The sequence below is a fragment of the Mucilaginibacter sp. UR6-1 genome, from assembly GCF_020880975.1.
GTDB lineage: Bacteria > Bacteroidota > Bacteroidia > Sphingobacteriales > Sphingobacteriaceae > Mucilaginibacter.
This window is the reverse complement of sequence record NZ_JAJIWP010000002.1, coordinates 828,578-849,499: the sequence shown is the minus strand read 5'-3', so window position 1 is coordinate 849,499 and position 20,922 is coordinate 828,578. Positions and strand designations below refer to the sequence as shown.

Below are 20,922 nucleotides of genomic sequence, written 5' to 3'. Positions count from 1 at the left end.
CCCCCTCACAGGTCTGCCAGTGAAACGAATACACTTTGGCTTTTCCCTGCAATTTCATGAGTACAGGAATGGGCCGGCGCTGGCGGTGCGCCTGCTCCATGATGGCCATTCGCACACAAAGGGTATGGTATTCTGTGGGGTTGGCTGCATGCAACCTGGCTGCCATTTTCTGCAACTGGCAGCGGCGCAGGTCGGTGACAGGCTTATGCTTCTTCCGTTTGATCCTAGTGGGTTTTCTTTTAAGATCGGCTGTGAGCTACTGTTCGTCATATCCCGCATACCGCTCCTGAATTTCCTGCAAGGCGAATAAGGGATTGACGGCAAACACCCGCCTCACAAAATTCTTGCGTGTACGCTCATGCGAGCGGAACACCTTGCGGTTGATGTATTCGAGCGGAATGGCACTGGCCCGTTTGCGATCTCCCGTTTTTTCCCTATACATTTCTCATAATAGGATGAGTATGGCGAGGCGTTTTTCGCCCTGCTGCTCCCTGCCGAGCATTTCGCCGATCTGCGAAATGGTATAGTCGTCTGCCTCCAGTATCAGTTGCAGCAGGTAGCTGTCGCTATTTTCCTGTTCACTGGCGACAGGCACAGGTACGGCAATAGCCTGTTGCAGCGGGTAGCGGATACGAAAGCTACGCAGTTTTTGTAGAAAATCCGTGCCGCTGCCTGCCTGTTCGACATCCAGTTCCTGCGCTTCCTGTTCTTCGACGTAGAGCAATTTTTCCCAATCCTCGTACTGGTGGTAGCACAGGCGGGTATCGAAGTGGTGGTATTCGATCTCCTGTTTGTTCATGGGGCGGGTTAGAAACGGGAAGGCGGCGTGCATTTGATATCTATTTACAATTTTATTATTCGCCTTATAAACAAAAACCATACACCAAAACCAATAACAAAGGCCGGAAGCTTGTGCGCAAGGGTCAATGCGCATAAAAATGCCCCTGTCCCAATTATACATGTCAGAATTAAATAAATAAATGTTCTCATAATAAAGAATTGTTATGCACTCACCAGTCGCATTGATTTACGGCGTTCATTAGGGTTACTAATTACATTCTTACCTAATTTCAGATTCTCAGATGATTGTTTTGGGGTTGCCAAACTTCTAAAAAGTTTAATAACGGCATCTTGAACATGATCAACAATGCTCCAATCCTTTTCAATATAAATATCGGTTGTTCGATGTTCTCCATCCACATGATTTAAAGCTTCAGCTATATCATCTTTACTTATTTTACATTTGTTACGCGCAATATTTGCAAACGTATGCCTTGCCCAATAAAATGTTATATTTTCAATGCCAGTCAGTTTTCTAAGTTGTTTCATACCTTGGCTTAAAGCTGTATCCAAGCCATTATTTGTACTATACCTACTCTGTAATGTACCCATATACTTGCTCAACAAAGCTTTTGCTTCGGGAACAACTTTTATACTAATAAATGCATCGTCATCCCGTACATCCTCAGTTTTAGACCTGTTATACTCTATGCGATTCCAACTCGGGTCGTATTGGTCGAGATTATAGAAATCTACCGCATTCATACCACACAAGTAAAACTAAGCATAAACAATTCTTTCGCTAATTCTGCCCGACTGTCCTGTTTAACTTCACAATTTTTAATTACAAGCAATTGATCCAGGGTTATATTACGCTTCTTTGTTTTTGGGGCTGCACCTATTTTATAAATTGAAAATGGATAGTGCTTAATTTTCATAATGCCTAAATCCTCATTGTTATAGAATTTCCGGGCTTCATTAAATAAGGTTCTCAGGTCACGCATATGTGCATATATGCCACCATCCCGCATGCCTTTCTCAATTGTTGTGACCTCTTTTTTTAGCTGGTTAATGCGCTTCATTTCCCGATCTGTTCTTAACCATTTTTCATAAGCATATAACATTTTCGAGTTATTTCAATTACGGCAATAGTATCTCTTTTAAAATAGTCGGTTAGACTATTTTTAACCGCCGTATGATTTTTTGCAGTACCTAACCTCTTTGCCTTTTTTAACGATTCTGTGTGAATGTTGCAAAATTTGATAAAATCTACTTCTTCGTCCTTATTTATGAGGTATTCCCGTAATTCATCGCAGGTCATAAAATCTAACTTGGCACCGAGGTCGCCAATCGATTTGCGGTAATCATCAAGCGTAAACTGTAATGTTTTTATAATATGCTTATCGGTCAAGTGCAACTTCTTGTTAAGTTGCTTTAATGAAACGTAATGGTTTGTTTCTATAAACCTTCTTACTTTTTGGTGGAATACCTTGATTTGGACATTAAAGGTTCCGTCCGCTCTTTTAAACTGTTCATAAACCACAGCATTTACTGTTGCCATAATTCCGTTTTTAGGCACGTAAAAAAGTCCGTGACGATTTAGTGACGCTTTTTACGTGAAGTTCAACAAAAAATTATGTAAAGCCTGACTTTATGAAGATTTACGGAGTCAGTACCGTGATTGAAAAAAACCGCTCAAATATACTGAAAAAGGGCATTTTCTTATTCAGAAATGCCCTTTTTATTAGTGCGCCCAACTGGGCATTTCTCGAACCACTTTGTAGAGGATTTAAGGAGTTTGGCTTCCTTGGCGTCTTAATGATTAACTTGCTTCGAGCACAGTATAAGGAGCCTAACCGTAAACATTAAAAACAAAATATTGAAATCTCACTTGCAAACAATTCAATATTATAATCTTCGTAAAAATCAACATAGTAATAATACCTGCAATTATCTGATTGTTCTTGTAGTCTTCCATTATCCTCAAAACGTCCTCTGTAGACATTATCAAAGTCCAGTTTCGTAAAAAACATTTTCGATCAATGACATTCCATTACCCGCTGGATCGCTTTCGTTGAAACCGTCACCAGGGTCATCGGGATACCGTCCGTCAGGATATATTAACTTGATCAGATTTCATAGTACATATCCGTAATGCGTGGTGTGTCCTTGATAAACTTCTAATAGCGGATCAACTACTCCCCACTTCAAATCACCGATCTTAGAACCTTGCTCCATAATCGCACTTACCTGTTTCATGTAGCTCCTTACCATTGTACTTATAGCGATTCTCATTAACCTGCACCGGTGTGTTATTGCCTGGATTCATAGACAGGCCGAACGAATAATAGTCCTGCACCTACACGATAGAGCCATCTTGCTTGATCGCGGCCCGGGTGTTACCCAGTGATCTTTCAGGTAATAATCATAGCGGTATGCAGCTGTACCATTGGTACCGCCCGTCCCTCTTCATTGCTGATAAAGGCCAGTGTCGTGCCGCTGTACTCTATCCCGTCGATGTATTCCCTCCTCTTTGTCCCCGTTTTCTTAGCTTGCATCCTTTCGCATCATAAATGTAATTATGGTTTCGGTAACGTGGTAATCAATCCTCTGCATATGGTCACTTAGAGTTCCACTTGTCAATAATTTCACCGGTATATAATTCAACAGCTAAAGCTGTGTCACACCAATTGAAAAGTATTAATCTATCAGTATAAATTACGTCAATGTAAGGACACCTTTCCCCGGTATAAAATAGTGTTGTTTTCGAAATTTGCCAAAGAAATTCTCCCTGAGTGTTAAAGGCAAACACATTATTATGGAATATTTTCTTCGGTGGCACCTCTATCAAAACTATTATAACACTATCTAATAAAAGTGTTTTCTTTATCTGATAAGGGAAAATAACAGGGTCTTTATGATCAAAATAAAGACGATTTTCTTGGGTACGGAACATATTTTTTGTTTTTATGGGAGGATTATTGGTTCGGGGGTTAGTACCGGCGTTTCAGGTAATATCACTGGTTCAATAATTACCGGAGTAGGAACTACAGATGGAATTTCAATAGAATTGACAAATGATCCGCTAGGTATTTCCTTCATTAATTGATATTGTATTCCTCCTCCACTTTGACCAAATGCTTCTGCTACGACACCAACTCTGACTGTTGTACCTTCAGGAGGAAGAACATCTACCATGTGGGTTGGCCTATTAGGCAATGAAAATTTATCCTGTATTTCTGAAGGAGATAAGTCTTTAACGTCAGCCGGTTTCGCCATCCATCCACCTTCAGGGTTAGTTTTATTTTCTGTATATACGCGGACAAATTTGTCGCTTTTGCCTGTTTGAAATTCACGCACTTTGGTGTCAGCTTTATATGGAGGTGTCGCCCATCCCTTATTTGCTGTCTTTGCATCAATTACTCTACCGTTCATCCCTTGATTTAACGGCGACCCAGGTATTTTTACCTTTGTATTATCACGCGAAACGGATTGCCTGTTAGAGAAATCCTTTTTTAAATCTGATACAGGTTTAGGAGAATCTGCTTTTTTTCTTTTCCGACCGTGATCTTCACTTTGCATTCCATCGGGGTCAATATTTCGAATCGGATTATCATCTCCGTAGTTGTAAGGAGACCATCTTCTCAACTTTTCCGCTAAGGGATCAGTCGCACCCCAACGTGCAATAACCGGATCATAAAACCGCGCACCATAATCGTATTGCCCGGTCTCACTTTGCAGCTCCTTACCGTTGTACTTGTAACGGTTCTCAGGGCCTGGTGTGTATGTGTTACCCGGGTTGAACGACAAACCGAACGCATAGTAATCCTGCACCTGTACAATGCTGCCATCCTGCTTGATCGCTGCCCTTGTGTTCCCCAAGTGGTCTTTCAGGTAATAATCATAGCTGTATGCCGCCGAACCGTTCGGTACCGCACGTCCTTCTTCATTGCTGATAAAAGCCACTGTTGTGCCGCTGTATTCTATCCCGTCAATGTACTCCCTCGTTTCCGTACCGGTTTTTCTCAGTTTGTTCCCTGCCGCATCGTAAATGTAATTAATGTTACCACCGGTCCTGTTTACCGTACTCGGCAGGTTCAACATATTGTAAGTTATGCCGGTTATCTGGTTACGTGTATCCGTTATCACGTTACCATTGCCGTCATACGTGTAACTGCCGGGCTGATTATTTGTTCCTGCATCCGTTACGCTCCACAACTTATTACCTGCGCCGCCTGAGGTATAGTTGTACGCAAAGTCATTGACATAGATTGTTGCGGAGCCTCCCCTGCGCTTCAGGGTAAGGATGTTACCCATCATATCATAGGTAAGGTCTTCGTTGAACTTATTCGAGTTTGTGCCGGTGGCGTCACCGTAAGCTGCTGTAATCAGCCGGTTCAGGTTATCATACGTATACAGGTAGTTTTGTTTCTGCTGGTAAAGTCCTGCCGGATTAGCCGGAACCTTGGTCTGCCAGCTCATGCCGCCAATATTGCCATTGTACTGCTTATTCGCACCTTCATGGTAATCAAGTTTCATACCGAATATGCTGCCCGCCGTTATGTTATCAGGATCGCCAATGCTTGACAGCCAACCGCGCTCATTATAGCGGTAATCTATCGACTGCTTAAAAGTGGCACTGTCTGTCGAGTGCAGCTTCTTGTTCATCAGTTGGCCGATCTCATTATAGTCCAGTTGTGCCAGCAGCGTACGTGGATTTGATGTCTGGCCAGCGTTACCAATCGCCTGCCAGGTTTTTACTTTACGCCCCATATGGTCGTAAATATTCCGGGTGGAAATAGTCATCCGCTGTGTGGTCGAACTGCTGATGTAATGTTTGCGCTGCGTTACCGTTTGCTGATCGTTAAAATTATAATAGTACGTTACCAGGTCATAGTTCTTTTCATCCGGTACGCTGCCACCTTTGTAATGCTGTTTGTACAGGTTGAGCAGCCTGCCCTGGCTATCGTAATAATTCACCGTCCAAAGCATATTACTGCTTACAGTTCCGTCACTGTTTATGATAGCTACCCGGGCCGCTGTCAATGATCCTTTAGGTTTGGAAGTGCCGCCAGTTAATAGAGCGTACAGTGCAGGAAGACCGGGAGCGGTGTAATCATCGTAGTAACTTATTGTATTGTACACTGCCGGGGCATCCTGGGGCAGGCTTACATTGGTATATCCTGTGGCCGTGCTGTTGTCACGTGTTTCCCATAAGGGATCTGTCGAGGTGTTGTATACGCCTTGCAGCCAGTTATAGTGCGTTTTTGACGGAGCGGTGCTATTGGCATCCGCATTGCTGCCGGTATGCTTCCAGATACCGGTAATCACGACCCGGCCTAAGCCGTCATATTTGCTGTAGCTCCATTCCTGGGGGGCCTTATTGCGCTGGTTGGCATCCTGGGTCATACATACCTGATCCAACTTGTTGTAAACAATAAACTCCCAGCCCTTGCCCGGGATCTTCTTTTCTGATAAACGATTGCGGCTGTCATACTTATATTGGTAGCAGAAGGCGTCTAATACAGTCTGTGTTGGCACGCCACTGGCGGCATCCGGATTTGATCCCGGAACCAGCACATAGCGAAGATTGCCTAGATCATCGTAAACGTAATGTGTCGAAAGCATTTCCAGCAGGTTGCCTTTTTTGTTATACGTACGCTTGAGTATTACATGACCATCTTTATCCTTATATTCTTCTACCGTGTTCAGGCAACCGTCCCCAGACTTCCAGTTCTCATCCTTTACTATCGTTATCAACAGTTGATTATCGGCATAGTTCGGGCTGGTCGTACTGCGCGTCAGCGCCCCGGCACTGCTTACGGTATATAAGGCTACCCGTTTTGATCCTGGGTTATCTGTTAGTACAGATGTGCCGAACGCACTCTGGTTGTTGAAATAGATATTGCTCCTTACGGTATGTCCCGCACCGGGCTGCCATACTTCTCCCGGCGCTCCCTGCTCTAATACCCTGTTGAGCGGAGAGGCTTCATAAACAAGCTGCGCATAGGGCGTGGCTGTCCTGACAACGCCATTAACTTGCTGCGGCCCTGAACCCGACGGATAATAGAATGCCTGCTGCCGGATCAAAGCGTCCCCTTTATAGCTGCCGTCAGCCGCTCCAGGGTGGGCAAAGGGCAGGTATTTCCGGACCTCTCTGCCATAATCATCATATGCTACTGGCTGAACAATATCCTTCGTTTTATTTGGGTTGCCTTTTACTTGCAGGGTCTGCAACGGCCTGCCCAGCCCGTCATAGTATTGCACTTCGGTCATCACCGAATCGGCATTCGATGATAAGGTCTGAAGCTTACTATCTGTCGTGATCTTTGTCCGTGGCGTACGCACACGGATGTAGTTCTGGTTGGACGACTGGCCGTAAACTGCCGCTGCCACTAGTAGCATTACTCCGCTTAGTAATATATATCTTGTTGATCGTGATAATTGCATGGTCTTGATAAGGCAAAGGTTATTCAGGGTTAAGAACTGGTGCTAAACTAATATCCGTATTGGTGCAACTTGTCGGTGTACCTCCACCCGGTGGAACCGTATTTGTCGTTGCTGTCCCTTCTGCGGACTGCGTGGTTGCTCCCTGCGTTGATTGTTCAGTGGCTTGTGTTGTCGTGCCTGTTGCTTGTGCGCTATCCGTTTGCTGGGTCTGTGTGGCTGTAGCAGCCTCTGTAGTCGCAGTATTTGCAACCATCGATGGCAAGGCTGCCTGCCCGCAAGTATTTACATCCACTGTAAGGTCACGATAACTGGTACCTGATAGTATGCTGGTCGTTTTATTGAGTACCGATGTTGTCGGTGTGCTTCCATTTGAGTAAGTAGTAGTCGATGTTTGCTTGTAGGGTACCGGGTAGTTACTGCTTACTGTCATTGGTACGGTCATCGCTGCATCCGAGAAAGCCTTGAATGAATATACCGCATAATAGTGGTTATCACTGCCTAAGTAGCTTGATTTGATCTCTAATTTAATGTAAGGGTTCGCAGGTATTGCATTGCAAGCGCCATTGGTATTAGCGTAGCTCTGCCCGTTAGTGGCAATGTCATTCAAGGCCAGTTGGTTCGCTTCTGCTTGCGTCCCTGCATAGTAACTGTTTGCACCAACCGTATAGGTGACTGCCGAACCTGTATATCCTGTTCCGCAGCCTTGCTTGTTAAAGGTCTGTGACTGTACCTGATTGCCGACAAGGCTGGTTACCGGCAATGAGCCCGGGCCATAATTATACGCATAATTCTTTATAACGTTCTTTTCCTCATCCTTCACGTTGAGTAAGCGCTGGAAACCGTCGTATTCATAATAGCTGGTCTGGTTCTTAGCATCCGTGCCGCTGGTCATCCCGATCTGCGGATCATAAGTAAATGTGCTCATCAGCGCATCTTTCGGATAAAAACGAACCTCGTCTACCTGTGTAGTTGAGGCGATGCTGATATTGTAGGTGCCGTTACTCACCGTTATATTATCATTTACCTCTGCTAACCATTTGCCTGATGACTTGCGCCAGTACGATAATACGTAGGTGCCGTTCTTTAGGCCGCTCAAGCTCTTGGTGTAGCCACCCGTTTTACTGTAGTGACCGGCCTGGGCATCGTTCAGCGTGCTGGTACCACCCGGTTCTTCAAAGCCTTCATACCAGGTATCCTTGTATGCTGCGTTCTTGATCTCCGCTACCGGGTACTGGCTTTTATACCCCCAACGGTAGGATTGCGGTGGCCCTTGTGCCTTAGCTTGCTCCAATATGTTGCCGTAACGGTCGAAACTATTGAAGCTGATCTTCGTCTCGATTGAATTGCTGCCTACCTGCATCTCTGCCGTCTCCGGCATCAGCACTTTGCTGTCATTATACCAATCCTTATAATTGATCTTTGAATAACTGATCTGAATACCGTTGTTTGTCTCCTTTGAGGTGATCACCGGTGACACGATGTTACGGTTCAACATCTTTTGGTATACATTGCCCGCTGACGTATAATCATGCGCATACTTCAACTCCTGCACAATGTTCTCCGACTGGCTGTTCGTCGTCTGAACCTGCGTTGGATTATTATGCAGGCCGTTACCATAGGTATTGTTACGGATCGTAATCTGTTCATTGCCCGAATCGTCGTACGTCGTGTCAGATTCGGATAACAATAACATTGCACCTGTGTTCGTCGGAATGTAATTCGCGTAGAAACGGTTGCTGGAAATTTTTGTGTCGGCCACATTCAGTATCTCCATCGAACTCATCTTTACAAAGATTGGTTTGATCTTTAATACTTGATGTGTTTCTGGCCGATGTGTAATGTAGACGAATCCTTTTTTAATGACTGGCGTAAAAACACCGTTTATAAACCTATAAGTTTTTTCACGCTTAACAAACCCATTCTTCCAGGCATCGGAAATCATCCAGACACCGATATTTTTCCGGAAGACCCAGCCTTCAAACAAATTTTGATCTTCGTAGATGTCGTATTCAAATTCAGCTTTACCATTAGGAATACCAGATTCGTTATAATCGTATTTGGTGACAGCTTTGTAAACAACCGGTGATCCGCTTATCTGCGTTGCTGGATATACACCTTTTTGATGATAAATCCTGGCAGGGGCTGAATTTACTATGATTGATCCGTAACCTGTATTATTTCCGCAGTTAGTTTCAAAGGTATTGGCAAACACAATATCTTCATAATTTTGCTGAAGGAACGAAGCTGCTGTAATCAAAGATCCAATACCATTCGCACCATAAGTGTATGCTTGCTTATTTGTGAACAAGCCATTATTATCATAGTTGGTGATGCTTTTAATCCTTAACCCGCCTTCGTGCCTTGCCACAGTTCCACTGACAGGCCTTAACCAGGAAATAACTCCGTTTGCGTTTACGCCCGGGCTTGTTGAAGTGTAAATGTTTACTATAAACTTATACGTGTGACCAACTATTAGATTCAAAGCTCTGTCCGTCACATTAGTTGGCAAGCTGGGATTGTTCACCGTATTGGTATTCGTTACGCTAAAAATCAATGTGTTATTAGCCGTCTGATCATACAGCTCTACGCGGGGACGATCAGCAACGTTTGCTCCTGCATAAGGCGAAATATAAACCGAATACCTAAATGCAGATTGTGTTGAGTCTACGGTGAACAACATTGAATTCTGACTTTGAACGCCACCATTAGCATTTATACCATGATTTTGCAGTTGCATCTCTTGATAATCAACTAAAAAGCTATGTGGCTCGAATTCAAATACACTTTTTCCCATAGTAGGGTACTCTATGGATTCCAGCATACAAGCCTGCATGTAAGACTCGTTGGGGTTTGTATTGGCATTGCCGAAGGTTTCATATGAATTGAAAAAAAGAACCGTTTGTGTCGGCATTAATGACTGGTTATTAAACTGTCCGTTATTATACCCCCAGCGATCTTGCGCGTAAGATTCATTAGGTGCCATATCTATAGTTTTATATACCATCTTATACCTGTAAGGTCGATTTTGTCCACTAACCGGTATAAACCTAACTGAATCAAGTCTCAGCCTGTAGTTACGGTAATCGTTGGCAGCTCTGCCGGATATAGGGTTACTATAAAAGTAGGATTGATGAAGCTTAGCTTGTTTTATCAGTTGAGAGCCAAGGGCTGACAGGCTGTAAATTTTTACGCTGTCCAGCCTGGCGTTACTTGTTCGGTCAATACGATCAGTAACGTTTTTAAATAATACTTTACCATTATTCCAGCTAATTTCTTTTGGGTTCAATTCCGAGTGATATACAGAAGACACGGAAGAGCTTGGCTCAGAAATTATCTGATCATTTATGCCACAAGGCATTTCAGGACGGGACCCAATAGAATGTGTGAAGCTCCAGGAGCGTTCAGTATTTCCAATAATAGCTTCATAGGAGAAAGATACCGTGTCGGATTGACTCTGATCAATTATTTTTGAAACACGCCAGGTGCTTGTATAATTCGACCAGTTCACTGCCGATTGCGTGACGATATTAGTTGACTCGGTCTTATCAAAAATATAACTGTTTCCACTCTCATCAGTTATCCGGAACCCGGAACCTACTCTTTCGATCTTGTTATTAGTTTGGGGTATCTGCATGATACTGCCATTCGGACGATATATAAATTTACCGCTTGATCCAATAAGATTATATGAGAATACATCAGGCTCGGTATCGGTCACCTTATCGCGTATATTACGAATGAACTGAGCATAAACGAGATCCTTTTGCGTACCGTAAGATTCTCCACTCATAAAATTATATATTGAGTCTAACGGCAACGCGTATAAATAGCCGGTACCATCTTCATCAGGCACACCGATCATATTTCTTGAAATTGTTGGCAAACCACTTAATGCCCAACTGGTGCCAACACTCGAAGCCACCTCGTCTACCCTCACACCCCCGCTATGATAATCCAAAGATAGAGGGATTCTTACTTTGCCGGCATTGATTTCATATAAGGGAATGCTTATTGATGGAATACCTGTTGCATAGCTCACCGGTATGTTCCCGAACTTACCAAGCGCAGCAGCGTTAGGTGCTACTGTGCTTACCGGAATCATGTTTTGAAAAGTGTAGTTATTACTGCTTTGAGCAAAGGCAATAATTGATTGCATGCAAAATAGCAGGAGCAAAAGAAATCGTGACATATAAGGTCGGTTGTGAAAGATTGTAAATACACTATCTGCCTTGTAGGAATAGCAGATTGCTACTAAATAATGACTGTTGAATGAAATTTATGAGGCTCAGGTTATACGGTGGATCTCAAAGTTTTATATTGTTGACTGAAACTTAGTACCGAGGTGGTCAAAGTCGAGCGACAAGGCGCAGTGATGTGTATCATATTATCTGTTTAAACGCTTAGGGTTTTCAAATATAGATAAAATAGTATAGAAAATAAATATCAGCGCTTTTAAGCTTGAATATCAGTTAGCTTGCATGCGGTCAACAAACAATCAATGGAAATAGTACCGTTGAACGGAAACGTTAGAATAATTTATAATTGTATGTATTAAAACGGTTAGGCACATTGTGGCGGGTCACCGCTGGACTTGGCAACACCTAACTTATAAAGCTATAGCTGTCAATGTTTGCATAAGCATTAATACACATTAAAACGTAGAGTATAATATGACTCAGCGACTCATTAGCATATTAAGCCCAAAACGCAAGTGCTTTTAAACTGCGGCGAAGCGGCTGAAGGGAGATCTGGAATGAAGCGGCTGCAACCGCTATCTTGCAGGATCGTTTTTAGAGGAAATAAGTTCATCTCATTAAATAGGTCCCAAAGCAGGCCGGTGCAAAAACTGCGCACCTTAACAACAATTACGTAACTTTAGGATCACTAACAGCAATACTTTGACTAAACCCACGATTACCCGAACTTACGGACAAATCCATTTTGAAGACCTTGATCCTAAGCGTTTTGAAGACTTAGTGAGGCAGCTGATTTATGATTTTAAGGACTGGCAGAGCATAGAGGCTACGGGAAGAGGAGGAGCAGATGACGGCTTTGACATCCGGGCTTATGAAAGGAATTACGCTGAACGCGAGGCAACAGACGATGCTGATGAAGTAACTGAAGTGCATCCCATGAACGGAAACCTTTGGATGATTCAATGTAAAAGGGAACAAGATCTGGGGCCTATCCGTGTGCGAAAGATCATCCAGGAAAATATCACCGCTGGTCAGGTACCACCTTACGGTTATATTTTGGCGGCATCCGCAAATATCTCCAAGAAAACGCATGACGCTTTCCGGGAGGAACTACAAAAGCTAGGCGTCATGGAGTTTTATCTTTGGGGGAAAGCGGCCCTGGAGGATATGCTTTTCTTGCCAAAAAATGACCGGATACTTTTTACTTTTTTCGGATTATCATTTGTAACCAAAAGGCGGTCAAGGGCAACCGAGATCCGGACTGCCGTTACCGTAAAAAATAAATTGCTGTCTATTTTAGGAAATAATGCAAATATGCATCATCCTATACTGGTCAGAGATATTAAAGATGACAATTATCCTTACGAGGATGCTTATCCTGATTTTGAATCCTATCCGCGCTGGCGCACATATACCGCTGTTGAACAGCATCCATTGGGCCTGATTTTCGAGGAGCTTGAATATTACGCTTATATTGACACCATCAAGAAAGAGTATGATTTTACCAGCTTCTGTAATTTGCAGGAACAGCCGACTGATGATGATGAAGAATACCAACAACGCTATAAAAAGAAGGAATTAGCCCTTGATTTTTTTCACTCGCTCCCGAATGCCAGGCAAAGTTATTACATATCTTACGCTTTGATCGGCTATAAAGATATGATACTTGTTGATGCTAAAGGGGACAATTGGAACGAAAGGCCTCACATTTTTGTAGATTTTATCAAGGGTTCGCCCTTTTCCAAATCCCGTCAGCTGATCAAATTGCGCAATGAGGATATCGACCTGGAGGGTTATAAGCGAATCAGTATTTTCCCACAGGATTTTAAAAAAGAAGATCCGGGCCAGTTTCACGAAGATAAAATCATCGCCCTCGACGATGATACCTTTTTCCGATTTAGCAATTTCATAGACATGACTTTATATGCCATAGATGATCGTTATGCCGATCTATCGCCAAAAGACACGTTTCAGGTTGAGGGATCGTTAGATGGCGTTAAACAAAAAGCAAAAGTATCGCTAACCTGCGCCTACCAAATGACAGTCAGCAACTATTTTACTGAAAATGTCAAAGACTTTGAGCTAAAAGAAAAAATTAAATTACAACTTGGCAAAGTCCCAGCAGCAAAAGTAATAATGAATATTTATGAGTTAAAGCCTGTATACAACTATGAGTAGATTAGATAAAGTTGCGACACCGAATAATTTAGGTTTCAAGTCGCAATTTTTATATCTGTAGCTACTGGACCGTAATAGTTAAACAAAATATTAAATGATACCCGGCTGCCAACTTTTAACTTATACCAGTCAATTTTTACATGGTGCCTATAGAGATATACGTCATCACTGAATGCTTCCCTGGTTATATAGGCAAAGTTGGCTTCAATCCTCGAAATCGCTCCTTTAAATGGCTTAACATTTTCTTTTGAAATCATTACACCTCTCGGCATTCTTTTAAAACCGGGATCTATTTTAGCGCGCGATAAAGCTTCAAATTGAGGAATGGCCTTATCAATTTCATTGTTTACATACAACGCCCGACCGTACCAAAATTGAGACTCGTAACGACTGTCACCAAGCGTAAACGATCTCCTGTAATACGAAACGATTTGATTGTAGTTAGGGTCTTTTTCCATACTTAAGAGGTGAGCATATCGGAAACAAACATCCTTTTCGTTTGGATTCAGTTTTAAAGTTTGCTCCAAAATTGTGGATGCTTCGCGGGTCTCGCCTCTATTTTCCAATGTTTTTGCATACCTTAAAGCAATGTACGGGCTTGCCTTATTGATTTCATATGCTTGCTTCAAAATTTCCAGAGCGCGGGGTTCATTGTCAATTAATTCTTTAAATCTTGCTTCAATATCTAATATAAACTCTTGCTCGGGAAAATGTTGCTTGGCCGTTTGTAGAGATTTTTCAATATCTTTTATTATTAATTCTATTGAAGGTTTACCCGGCAGAGCCAGTTGATCATTTAGCATCATAAGTTTACCTTTCAATATAGTATGATAACTATGAGCTTGGTTAGGGTATTTTTTTATTATTTCTTTACTGAGGTTTTGAGCTGTTTCAATAAATACGTTTCTTTCAATATTTGTTGTTGCCCGTTCCGCCTTTTTTAATGCGTTTTCAGCAAGAGAATGGGATATTAAAGGATCTTTTGGTAACAATTCAAGCGCCCTTTTTAGATATTCGTCAGCTTTATTTGAATCGCCACCAGGTATAGACATTTCCAAAATTGCTCGTTGTTGAAGAAGTCTTGCGTCATCAGGGCTGCACTTTTCGGCTGCATCGTATAAATTTCTCAGTTTTATAGGATCAGTGAATAATTGAATTAGTTGCTTAGCTTTCGTCATCGCCAGGAAGGCTGAGCGGTCACTGTTATAATCAATATCAAGAAAGTTAAAAATCCTGATATATTCGTCATACCTTGATTGAGGATCAACCAAAACCGTGTTGAAAATCATTTGCGCTATTATTGGATGCCGGGTTTTGTAAATGAAATCACCAATAGTATAATTTCGTTCATCAAATACAATATATTCAAGAGGCTTGAAGAATTTGGCTTTAAATTCATGAAAGCTAATATCATGTACTCGACTAATTAAGCCTGCTCTGGCGTATGAGCCTAACCTGTGGAGAATTGCCACCGTTAAATAAAGTGATCGAGCTTTTTCATCAGCAATATTATTGTATTCATTTAAAATAATCTCTTCAAAATTCTTTCCTCCTGTTGCTTCATGTAGGGCGACAAGTAAAACCCGACCTGCTTGTTCTGACAATTCCTGTTTTTGATCCTCGAAACTTTTATTAACAAGATAGCCTAACGATTTATGAATTGTCAATTTCTTAATGAGTTCTTCGATCTCCTTTTCCGACAGGTAGCTTAATACATAGTCATCATCGATATATGATTTTAGAGTATCTGCATCATTTAGTAGACTGGTACTCGCTGTAGTGATAATAGTAACGGGAATGCCCTCCTTATCAAGTTTGCTTAACAAATAAGTAATCCCAAATTCATTGCTGATCGCATCATCAATAAAAAAATAAATTCGCTCTTTCGTGAAATTAAAGAGTTCAATGATAGGCTCAACTCGGATAGCAACATTTGTTTTTAAGTAGATGCAGAATTTATCGAAAGTCACCGCACTATCTCAAGCCAGACGCCTTAGCAGCACAGATTTGCCGGAGCCTGCATACCCTTTTATGCAAAACAAATAGGAAGTGTTTTTATCCTGGTACTTGTCATCAAAAATTATGTCCTCTAAAATTCGATCCTTTAAGTACCTGTCAACATCCAGATTTTTAATAATCGGGTCCCAATTTTCAAAATAGCCTTTATAAAATGCTTGCGGTGAGGCATCGGTAGATGCAATTGATGTATGGACAAAATCTACCTCATTATCAATGAATCTTACCAGACTTTCAGAAGGGTTATTCTCTTTGATATCTAATACAAATCGTTGGTATATTGGCTTTGAATGTTCTTGAATAGTTGTGGACAACTTTCTTTGGACGTCAGAAATTTCCAGGCAAATCATATCGATGAATTCTTCGTAACCCATTGAAATTGGAGAGATTTTCCGTTCATTCCAATAGCTTTCTTCAACCGATGTAAAATTAGGAGAAACCATATAGGACCGAGGCCTACCGTCTTTTAGGCTTTCAAGTTCTTTGAGTATATATCTTATATTCCAGTCTTGATTACTGTACCCAATGAATAGGAAAGTGAAATCCTTGCCTAATTCACGAAACTTTGAAAACAATCTTTCCCGGTTTTTTTGGTGTGTTATATATTGTTCCGTTGATAGAATGAGTGGTAAGTTCTCGTCGTTGATGTAGGTAATACAACCATGAAGCTTATAATATGGAACTGTATTAGAAGTTTTAAAAATATCTTGCTCGCGTGTATTGCGGAAAACAGATGATAAATCTTGAGCAGCTTTCGTATTATTATTGTATGCCTTCTCAATTAAAAGGTCATAATTAGTGGTAAATATGGCTTTCCATGCAAATTCAGCAAAAGCCTTTTGCTTTTCATTAGGTGAAAAGGGCTCGAAAGTGTCATAAAGAAATCGCTGAACTTCAAATAAATTTACTGAAGATATAGCAAGATCAGATATGTAAGTCAAGGGTTGCCCCAGATATTCGTCTCCCAAGAACTTTTTAGCTATCAAATTTGCTAATTCTGGACCAAGCGGTGCCTTTTTGTTATCAGGATGCAAAGAATTATATGCAAACCCGCTGCCTAAAAAAAGAACTACACTCTTGTTTCTGATCTGATCTATTAATGGCTTAGGAATCTCTTTCATAATTGGAATAAGGATTTAAAGCTAATTATTTTTAGCGAATAGTATCAAAATAAAAGCTGCCGAAATATTCGATGTACTCAGCTTCGATGCGGACTTTTACATCTTTACCTTCGACAGTTATTACCGGACGGTTACCATTTTTCAGGTTGGTGACCAATTGTTCCTGCTTTTAGGATCAGCATCCAGTTTGTCTTGTGTTCTTCTATGGCTTTTTTGACATCATAGCCCCACCCTTCGCTAGACTGCTTTACCTCGTAGTTGCCATATTTATCTTTGCGCTTATCGAACAGGAAAGTTGACCAGGCTTTATACCGCTCCTAAAGAGTATCCCGACCCAAATAAAAAAGACAGATTACGCGTTTCCAATAAATGTGAAAAGTCTTTTTAGCGACTTTTACGTACTCTTCAAACGTATTTAATTATAGTTCTGAAAGCTGGTCTTGCTTGCCTTTATAAAGGAAATGCTTCATTAGCCTAGTATTTTTTTAAAAGATAAGAATAAGTGAAAATGGAGGTCTATATAAATGCAGCCTGTTTTAGAAGTCTGGTCTGCTTGCGCTGTCAGTTGGAATCTAACCAGCGGCCAAAGCTGTTCAACCCTTAATTAGTTTGATCCAAAATACGTTTAATTTTGCTTCGAAGCAAGCCATGTTTTGACCGGGTCAAAACGGCTTGCTGGGACACCCGGCCCGGGTAAGTTCACTTCGTTACACATACCTAAATACCGAGGGGTTTTGAAAATCCATCTGGATTTTTTAACTTAGTATATATCATAAATGCGGTAGTCGTTACCGCAGTGTCCTGCAAAGGGCATCTTATCAGAAACCGTCATTGCCTTGACGGTTTAGTTCACCATAATTTTTGCATCAGAACATGGCAAGGCCAAAAGTTTCGTCAGCCGACAAGAGGTCGTATAAGCTGACCGTGCAAATGAACTTTGCGGAGTTAGACAAGCTCAACTCCTATGCAGCGCTATGCGGCTTACCGCCATCAGTTGTAGCCAGGGAAAGGATAACAAAGGGGCGTTATCCCTCACCTCCCATTTCAAGGATAGACCTGTTGACCTATACCGAACTAAAACGCATAGGTGTCAATCTCAATCAGCTTACCCGGCAGGCCAACACCGGGATCATCACGCCCGACCTTTTCAGGATATTACAACGATTGGAAAGGCACCTGAACCTTATAACCGTTATGATAGCCCATGATAGCCAGTCAGAAGATAGGTAAAAGTTATATGGGTGCCTTAGGCTATAACTTAAGGAAGTTGGATAGTCCTGACCCGAAGAGACGGGCTGAACTCCTTGCTACTAACTTCTCCTCTATGGATATGCAGATCATTAAGCGGGAAGTGGAATTGGTCAGGATGCTGCGGCCAAGCCTGAACAGGTACGTTTACCATACCAGCCTGAACTTTTCACCTGAGGAGGCAGCCGAACTCGACAATGAAAAGCTGTTATCTATCGCACACCGGTATATGGATGGCATGGGGTTTACTAATAACCAATACATGATCTTCCGGCATTACGATGCGGAGCATCCGCACATCCACCTTTTGCTCAACCGGATCAGTTTCGACGGGTCGGTCGTATCAGACAGCAACAACTTCAAGCGCAGCGAGGCACTGCTCAGGAAGCTGGAACGGGAATATAACTTATTATTGGTAGAGCAAAGCAGCTATGTAGCGATAGAACACAAGAGCAAGGTATCGGTGTATCAGACGAACAGGACGTTCAGCCGTGCGCCGAAAAAGGACGAGATCGAAATGGCGATCCGCCGTGGGGAACCATCGGACAAGATGCTGCTTCAGGAAAAGCTGTCGCTCATCCTGAAGCAGCGGGATCTGAGCATGCAGGACTTCGTCCAGCAATGCGAGGCTAATAATATTTTTCTCCTTTTTAACCAGCAATCGACGGGAAGGGTCAGCGGCATTACCTATTTCTATGGAAACTTCAAAGCCAAAGGACAAGCGTTAGGCAGCAAATTTAAATGGACGGAACTATTAAAAACATTGAACTATGAACAAGTTAGAGACAGCGCGGCAATTAGCGAGGCAAACCGCAGAACGGGAGCCATCAACGGAGATACCGCAGAACAGCAAGGTGGAACAAGAATCGCAGCAAGAAGCAGAAAGGGAAATGATGAACCTGTTCCAGGCAACGGGCAAGATACTGGAAACCGTGACGCGGACAGAACAAAGGCAATTGGCGATAGAAAAGCAGTTGACCGATTTGAAAATGGAGCATCGCAGGGAAATACGGATGTTGCTCATCCTGTTCGGGCTGCCGCTGATCATGAGTATGATAACGCTGCTTATCCTGATCGCATCCAAATAAGCGACGATGTGGACGACGAGCAAGTTTATGGCAGGGAGCGCAAGCGAGGCAGAGGGCGGTAAGAACTTAGGTATCGAATTTGGTACCTGAATAGTTTGAAAGGCCGGGCAATTCCTACCTACGTTGTAAATATCGTGCGGGAGGTCGGGGCAGATAAGTCCATTGCACCACGCGTTCACACGCCGGGTTTCATTACCTTATCAGCCCCGCCCTGGATTGTGACAGCCATAAAATTCGCGATGCTCATAATATCGCCGTCTTTTGGGTATTTGATGATCTATCGTTGGGTGCGCCGTGGGCGTTTAGACTTGACCGGTTCGTCGGATGGTCGGCTGACGGTATTAGGGGTTGCTCTTGCAGTAACGTAAGGGCGGTGGGTCGGTACAGGACGCACAGGTTCAGTCTTTTCGACAGCCTGCCTGACACTGATTCCCTGCCTTCCATTATTGTGCCGTCCAAGGCGGCGGCTACATGTGCCGCCGCCTTTTCCGTCAGCATCTCGACAAAGGCATAGCCCTTGCATTTCCTCGTTTGCTTGTCGCGAACGAGAGGAAAGCCGCCGACGAATAGCTTGTACATATTTTTAGAACAGAAAGGTAAATCCTCGCCCTTTGGACGGTTTCTGCATTTGCTGGTACTTACTGATCTCGCTACTGAGCAGGTTTGTGTATTCCGCCTGCATAAATTCACGGAAATGACTTAAGTCCTCCGTTTCCCTGGTCTTGATAATAGCCTCAATATAAGCAGCCTTGTTTTCGCTATAAACGATGGCCAACGGTAATCCATAATAAGCCTGGATAGCGTTCATCAAAAGCCGGGATGTCCTCCCGTTGCCATCGTAGAACGGGTGAATAGCGACCAGGTGATAATGCGCATCGAAAGACAGGTCAAGCTGCTCTTTAACCGATAATGAACGGCTCATTCCTTCCTTGATATAGCTGACAAGTTTAGTAGTGAAATCATCTACCTTATCGTAATTAGGGAAATAAGTGTTACCTGCTGACACGTTGCCTTTACGGAAAGCGCCGGTGGTAGAGTCGATCGTTCCGAAGACCGTATTGTAGGTCTTGCCGGTACTTTTCATCACCAATCCGTTGATCTGCTGAATAAACCGCTTGGATATGCTCATCCCCGATTTGATAGCCTGTAAAGTAAACAGCAAAGCTTCGTGATGATCTTTGACCATCAGGCTATCGTCGAGCGGTTTGCCTTTGGGCGTGCGCCCTTCGTTGATGAGTACCTGCGCTTCCACTTCCGTAAGCGTGGAACCTTCAATGCGGGTAGAGTGATGATCGATGGATATCAGGTTGAACTGCTCATGATCGATCACCTCCTCCAGGTGGAGGCTTTGGTATTGTTCGATGAGTTCCTGAATATCCATAATATTTTATAATTGCGAATTTGTATAAGGGTTATCTTCTTTAAGATCTTCCTTTTAACAGTTCGTTTTTTTCCTTCTCTGCTTGCAACAGGCGTTCGAGCAATTCAACCTTTTCGTTATAAAGCTTTTTGTTTTCCTCTAATACTTCCAACCATTTGTCTATAGGATTAAAGGTAAACGTAGGGTTGTAATTGACTAAGCCGCTTGTGTGATGTAACGTACTTGAAATTATATTAATTACGGCTTCTTCGCTGAAGTTCTTTATAGCGTCGGCAGGTACGCCTAAAGCTTTAGCGATTTTTTCCAACACTTCCTCCTCAATCTTATCACTTTTCTCAATGTTGGAAATGGTTTGCTGTGATACGCCAAGGTCAATGGCCAATGCTTCCTGCTTGATGCCTTTAAGCTCTCTTATCCTTGCGATCTTGCGTCCGATGTGTAATGTCTCTGCCATAGGTCAAATG

At 42.6% G+C, this 20,922-nt stretch carries 16 protein-coding genes; 3 read left to right on the top strand and 13 right to left on the bottom strand.

Annotation, left to right across the window (positions count from 1 at the left end; genetic code table 11):
- Positions 1–256: 256 nt before the first annotated feature.
- From LJ707_RS09085 to LJ707_RS09050, 8 genes are all read right to left on the bottom strand, one after another.
- The gene (locus LJ707_RS09085; RefSeq protein WP_228950491.1) at positions 257–442 is read right to left on the bottom strand and encodes a hypothetical protein; all 186 of its coding nucleotides are present in this window, start codon (positions 440–442) and stop codon (positions 257–259) included.
- Positions 443–445: 3 nt separating this feature from the next.
- On the bottom strand, positions 446–961 hold the full coding sequence (locus tag LJ707_RS09080) for a hypothetical protein (protein ID WP_228950490.1): 516 nt from the start codon (positions 959–961) through the stop codon (positions 446–448).
- Between the two features lie 41 nt (positions 962–1,002).
- Positions 1,003–1,545 carry a hypothetical protein gene (locus LJ707_RS09075; protein WP_228950489.1) on the bottom strand — a complete coding sequence of 181 codons (543 nt, stop codon included), beginning with the start codon at positions 1,543–1,545 and terminating at the stop codon, positions 1,003–1,005.
- A complete protein-coding gene (locus LJ707_RS09070) occupies positions 1,542–1,862 on the bottom strand; it encodes a hypothetical protein (RefSeq protein WP_228950488.1) in 321 nt (106 codons plus the stop codon). Before LJ707_RS09070 ends, LJ707_RS09075 begins: the two co-directional genes overlap by 4 nt.
- A 14-nt stretch (positions 1,863–1,876) precedes the next feature.
- Positions 1,877–2,341: a phage integrase SAM-like domain-containing protein gene (locus LJ707_RS09065; protein ID WP_228950487.1), complete on the bottom strand. Its 465-nt coding sequence runs from the start codon at positions 2,339–2,341 to the stop codon at positions 1,877–1,879.
- Between the two features lie 1,059 nt (positions 2,342–3,400).
- Positions 3,401–3,736, bottom strand: coding sequence for a hypothetical protein (locus LJ707_RS09060; RefSeq protein WP_228950486.1), 336 nt, complete (start codon positions 3,734–3,736; stop codon positions 3,401–3,403).
- Positions 3,737–3,747: 11 nt separating this feature from the next.
- Positions 3,748–7,185: a DUF6443 domain-containing protein gene (locus LJ707_RS09055; RefSeq protein ID WP_228950485.1), complete on the bottom strand. Its 3,438-nt coding sequence runs from the start codon at positions 7,183–7,185 to the stop codon at positions 3,748–3,750.
- Positions 7,186–7,249: 64 nt separating this feature from the next.
- Complete coding sequence (locus tag LJ707_RS09050) at positions 7,250–11,386, bottom strand: DUF5977 domain-containing protein (RefSeq protein ID WP_228950484.1); 4,137 nt, start codon at positions 11,384–11,386, stop codon at positions 7,250–7,252.
- A gap of 742 nt (positions 11,387–12,128) precedes the next feature.
- Between LJ707_RS09050 and LJ707_RS09045 the strand changes: the two genes are divergently transcribed.
- A complete protein-coding gene (locus LJ707_RS09045) occupies positions 12,129–13,604 on the top strand; it encodes a restriction endonuclease (RefSeq protein WP_228950483.1) in 1,476 nt (491 codons plus the stop codon).
- Between the two features lie 35 nt (positions 13,605–13,639).
- Here LJ707_RS09045 and LJ707_RS20415 read toward each other — a convergent pair whose 3' ends face one another.
- Positions 13,640–15,574: a tetratricopeptide repeat protein gene (locus tag LJ707_RS20415; RefSeq protein WP_228950482.1), complete on the bottom strand. Its 1,935-nt coding sequence runs from the start codon at positions 15,572–15,574 to the stop codon at positions 13,640–13,642.
- A 9-nt stretch (positions 15,575–15,583) separates the two neighbouring features.
- On the bottom strand, positions 15,584–16,741 hold the full coding sequence (locus LJ707_RS09035) for an SIR2 family protein (RefSeq protein WP_228950481.1): 1,158 nt from the start codon (positions 16,739–16,741) through the stop codon (positions 15,584–15,586).
- 873 nt (positions 16,742–17,614) lie between these two features.
- On the opposite strand from LJ707_RS09035, the gene LJ707_RS09030 reads away from it, so the two are divergent.
- Positions 17,615–17,971 (top strand): MobC family plasmid mobilization relaxosome protein, encoded by a 357-nt coding sequence (locus tag LJ707_RS09030; protein WP_228950480.1) that lies wholly within the window; start codon positions 17,615–17,617, stop codon positions 17,969–17,971.
- Positions 17,946–19,139: a relaxase/mobilization nuclease domain-containing protein gene (locus tag LJ707_RS09025; RefSeq protein ID WP_228950479.1), complete on the top strand. Its 1,194-nt coding sequence runs from the start codon at positions 17,946–17,948 to the stop codon at positions 19,137–19,139. Before LJ707_RS09030 ends, LJ707_RS09025 begins: the two co-directional genes overlap by 26 nt.
- Positions 19,140–19,320: 181 nt before the next feature.
- Here LJ707_RS09025 and LJ707_RS20410 read toward each other — a convergent pair whose 3' ends face one another.
- The 3 genes from LJ707_RS20410 to LJ707_RS09015 are packed head-to-tail and all read right to left on the bottom strand — an operon-like array spanning position 19,321 to position 20,912.
- Positions 19,321–19,656 carry a hypothetical protein gene (locus LJ707_RS20410; RefSeq protein WP_370632385.1) on the bottom strand — a complete coding sequence of 112 codons (336 nt, stop codon included), beginning with the start codon at positions 19,654–19,656 and terminating at the stop codon, positions 19,321–19,323.
- Between the two features lie 4 nt (positions 19,657–19,660).
- The gene (locus LJ707_RS09020; RefSeq protein WP_228950478.1) at positions 19,661–20,458 is read right to left on the bottom strand and encodes a Fic family protein; all 798 of its coding nucleotides are present in this window, start codon (positions 20,456–20,458) and stop codon (positions 19,661–19,663) included.
- 40 nt (positions 20,459–20,498) lie between these two features.
- Entirely contained in the window at positions 20,499–20,912 is a 414-nt protein-coding gene (locus LJ707_RS09015; protein ID WP_228950477.1) for a helix-turn-helix domain-containing protein, read from the bottom strand.
- Positions 20,913–20,922: the final 10 nt, after the last annotated feature.

Coding starts and splice junctions, on each gene's coding strand:
- LJ707_RS09085 (WP_228950491.1), bottom strand. CDS start 442: ATGTATAGGGAAAAAACGGGAGATCGCAAACGGGCCAGTGCCATTCCG.
- LJ707_RS09080 (WP_228950490.1), bottom strand. CDS start 961: ATGTATAATTGGGACAGGGGCATTTTTATGCGCATTGACCCTTGCGCA.
- LJ707_RS09075 (WP_228950489.1), bottom strand. CDS start 1,545: ATGAATGCGGTAGATTTCTATAATCTCGACCAATACGACCCGAGTTGG.
- LJ707_RS09070 (WP_228950488.1), bottom strand. CDS start 1,862: ATGAAGCGCATTAACCAGCTAAAAAAAGAGGTCACAACAATTGAGAAA.
- LJ707_RS09065 (WP_228950487.1), bottom strand. CDS start 2,341: ATGGCAACAGTAAATGCTGTGGTTTATGAACAGTTTAAAAGAGCGGAC.
- LJ707_RS09060 (WP_228950486.1), bottom strand. CDS start 3,736: ATGTTCCGTACCCAAGAAAATCGTCTTTATTTTGATCATAAAGACCCT.
- LJ707_RS09055 (WP_228950485.1), bottom strand. CDS start 7,185: ATGCTACTAGTGGCAGCGGCAGTTTACGGCCAGTCGTCCAACCAGAAC.
- LJ707_RS09050 (WP_228950484.1), bottom strand. CDS start 11,386: ATGCAATCAATTATTGCCTTTGCTCAAAGCAGTAATAACTACACTTTT.
- LJ707_RS09035 (WP_228950481.1), bottom strand. CDS start 16,741: ATGAAAGAGATTCCTAAGCCATTAATAGATCAGATCAGAAACAAGAGT.
- LJ707_RS09030 (WP_228950480.1), top strand. CDS start 17,615: ATGGCAAGGCCAAAAGTTTCGTCAGCCGACAAGAGGTCGTATAAGCTG.
- LJ707_RS09025 (WP_228950479.1), top strand. CDS start 17,946: ATGATAGCCAGTCAGAAGATAGGTAAAAGTTATATGGGTGCCTTAGGC.
- LJ707_RS20410 (WP_370632385.1), bottom strand. CDS start 19,656: ATGTACAAGCTATTCGTCGGCGGCTTTCCTCTCGTTCGCGACAAGCAA.
- LJ707_RS09020 (WP_228950478.1), bottom strand. CDS start 20,458: ATGGATATTCAGGAACTCATCGAACAATACCAAAGCCTCCACCTGGAG.
- LJ707_RS09015 (WP_228950477.1), bottom strand. CDS start 20,912: ATGGCAGAGACATTACACATCGGACGCAAGATCGCAAGGATAAGAGAG.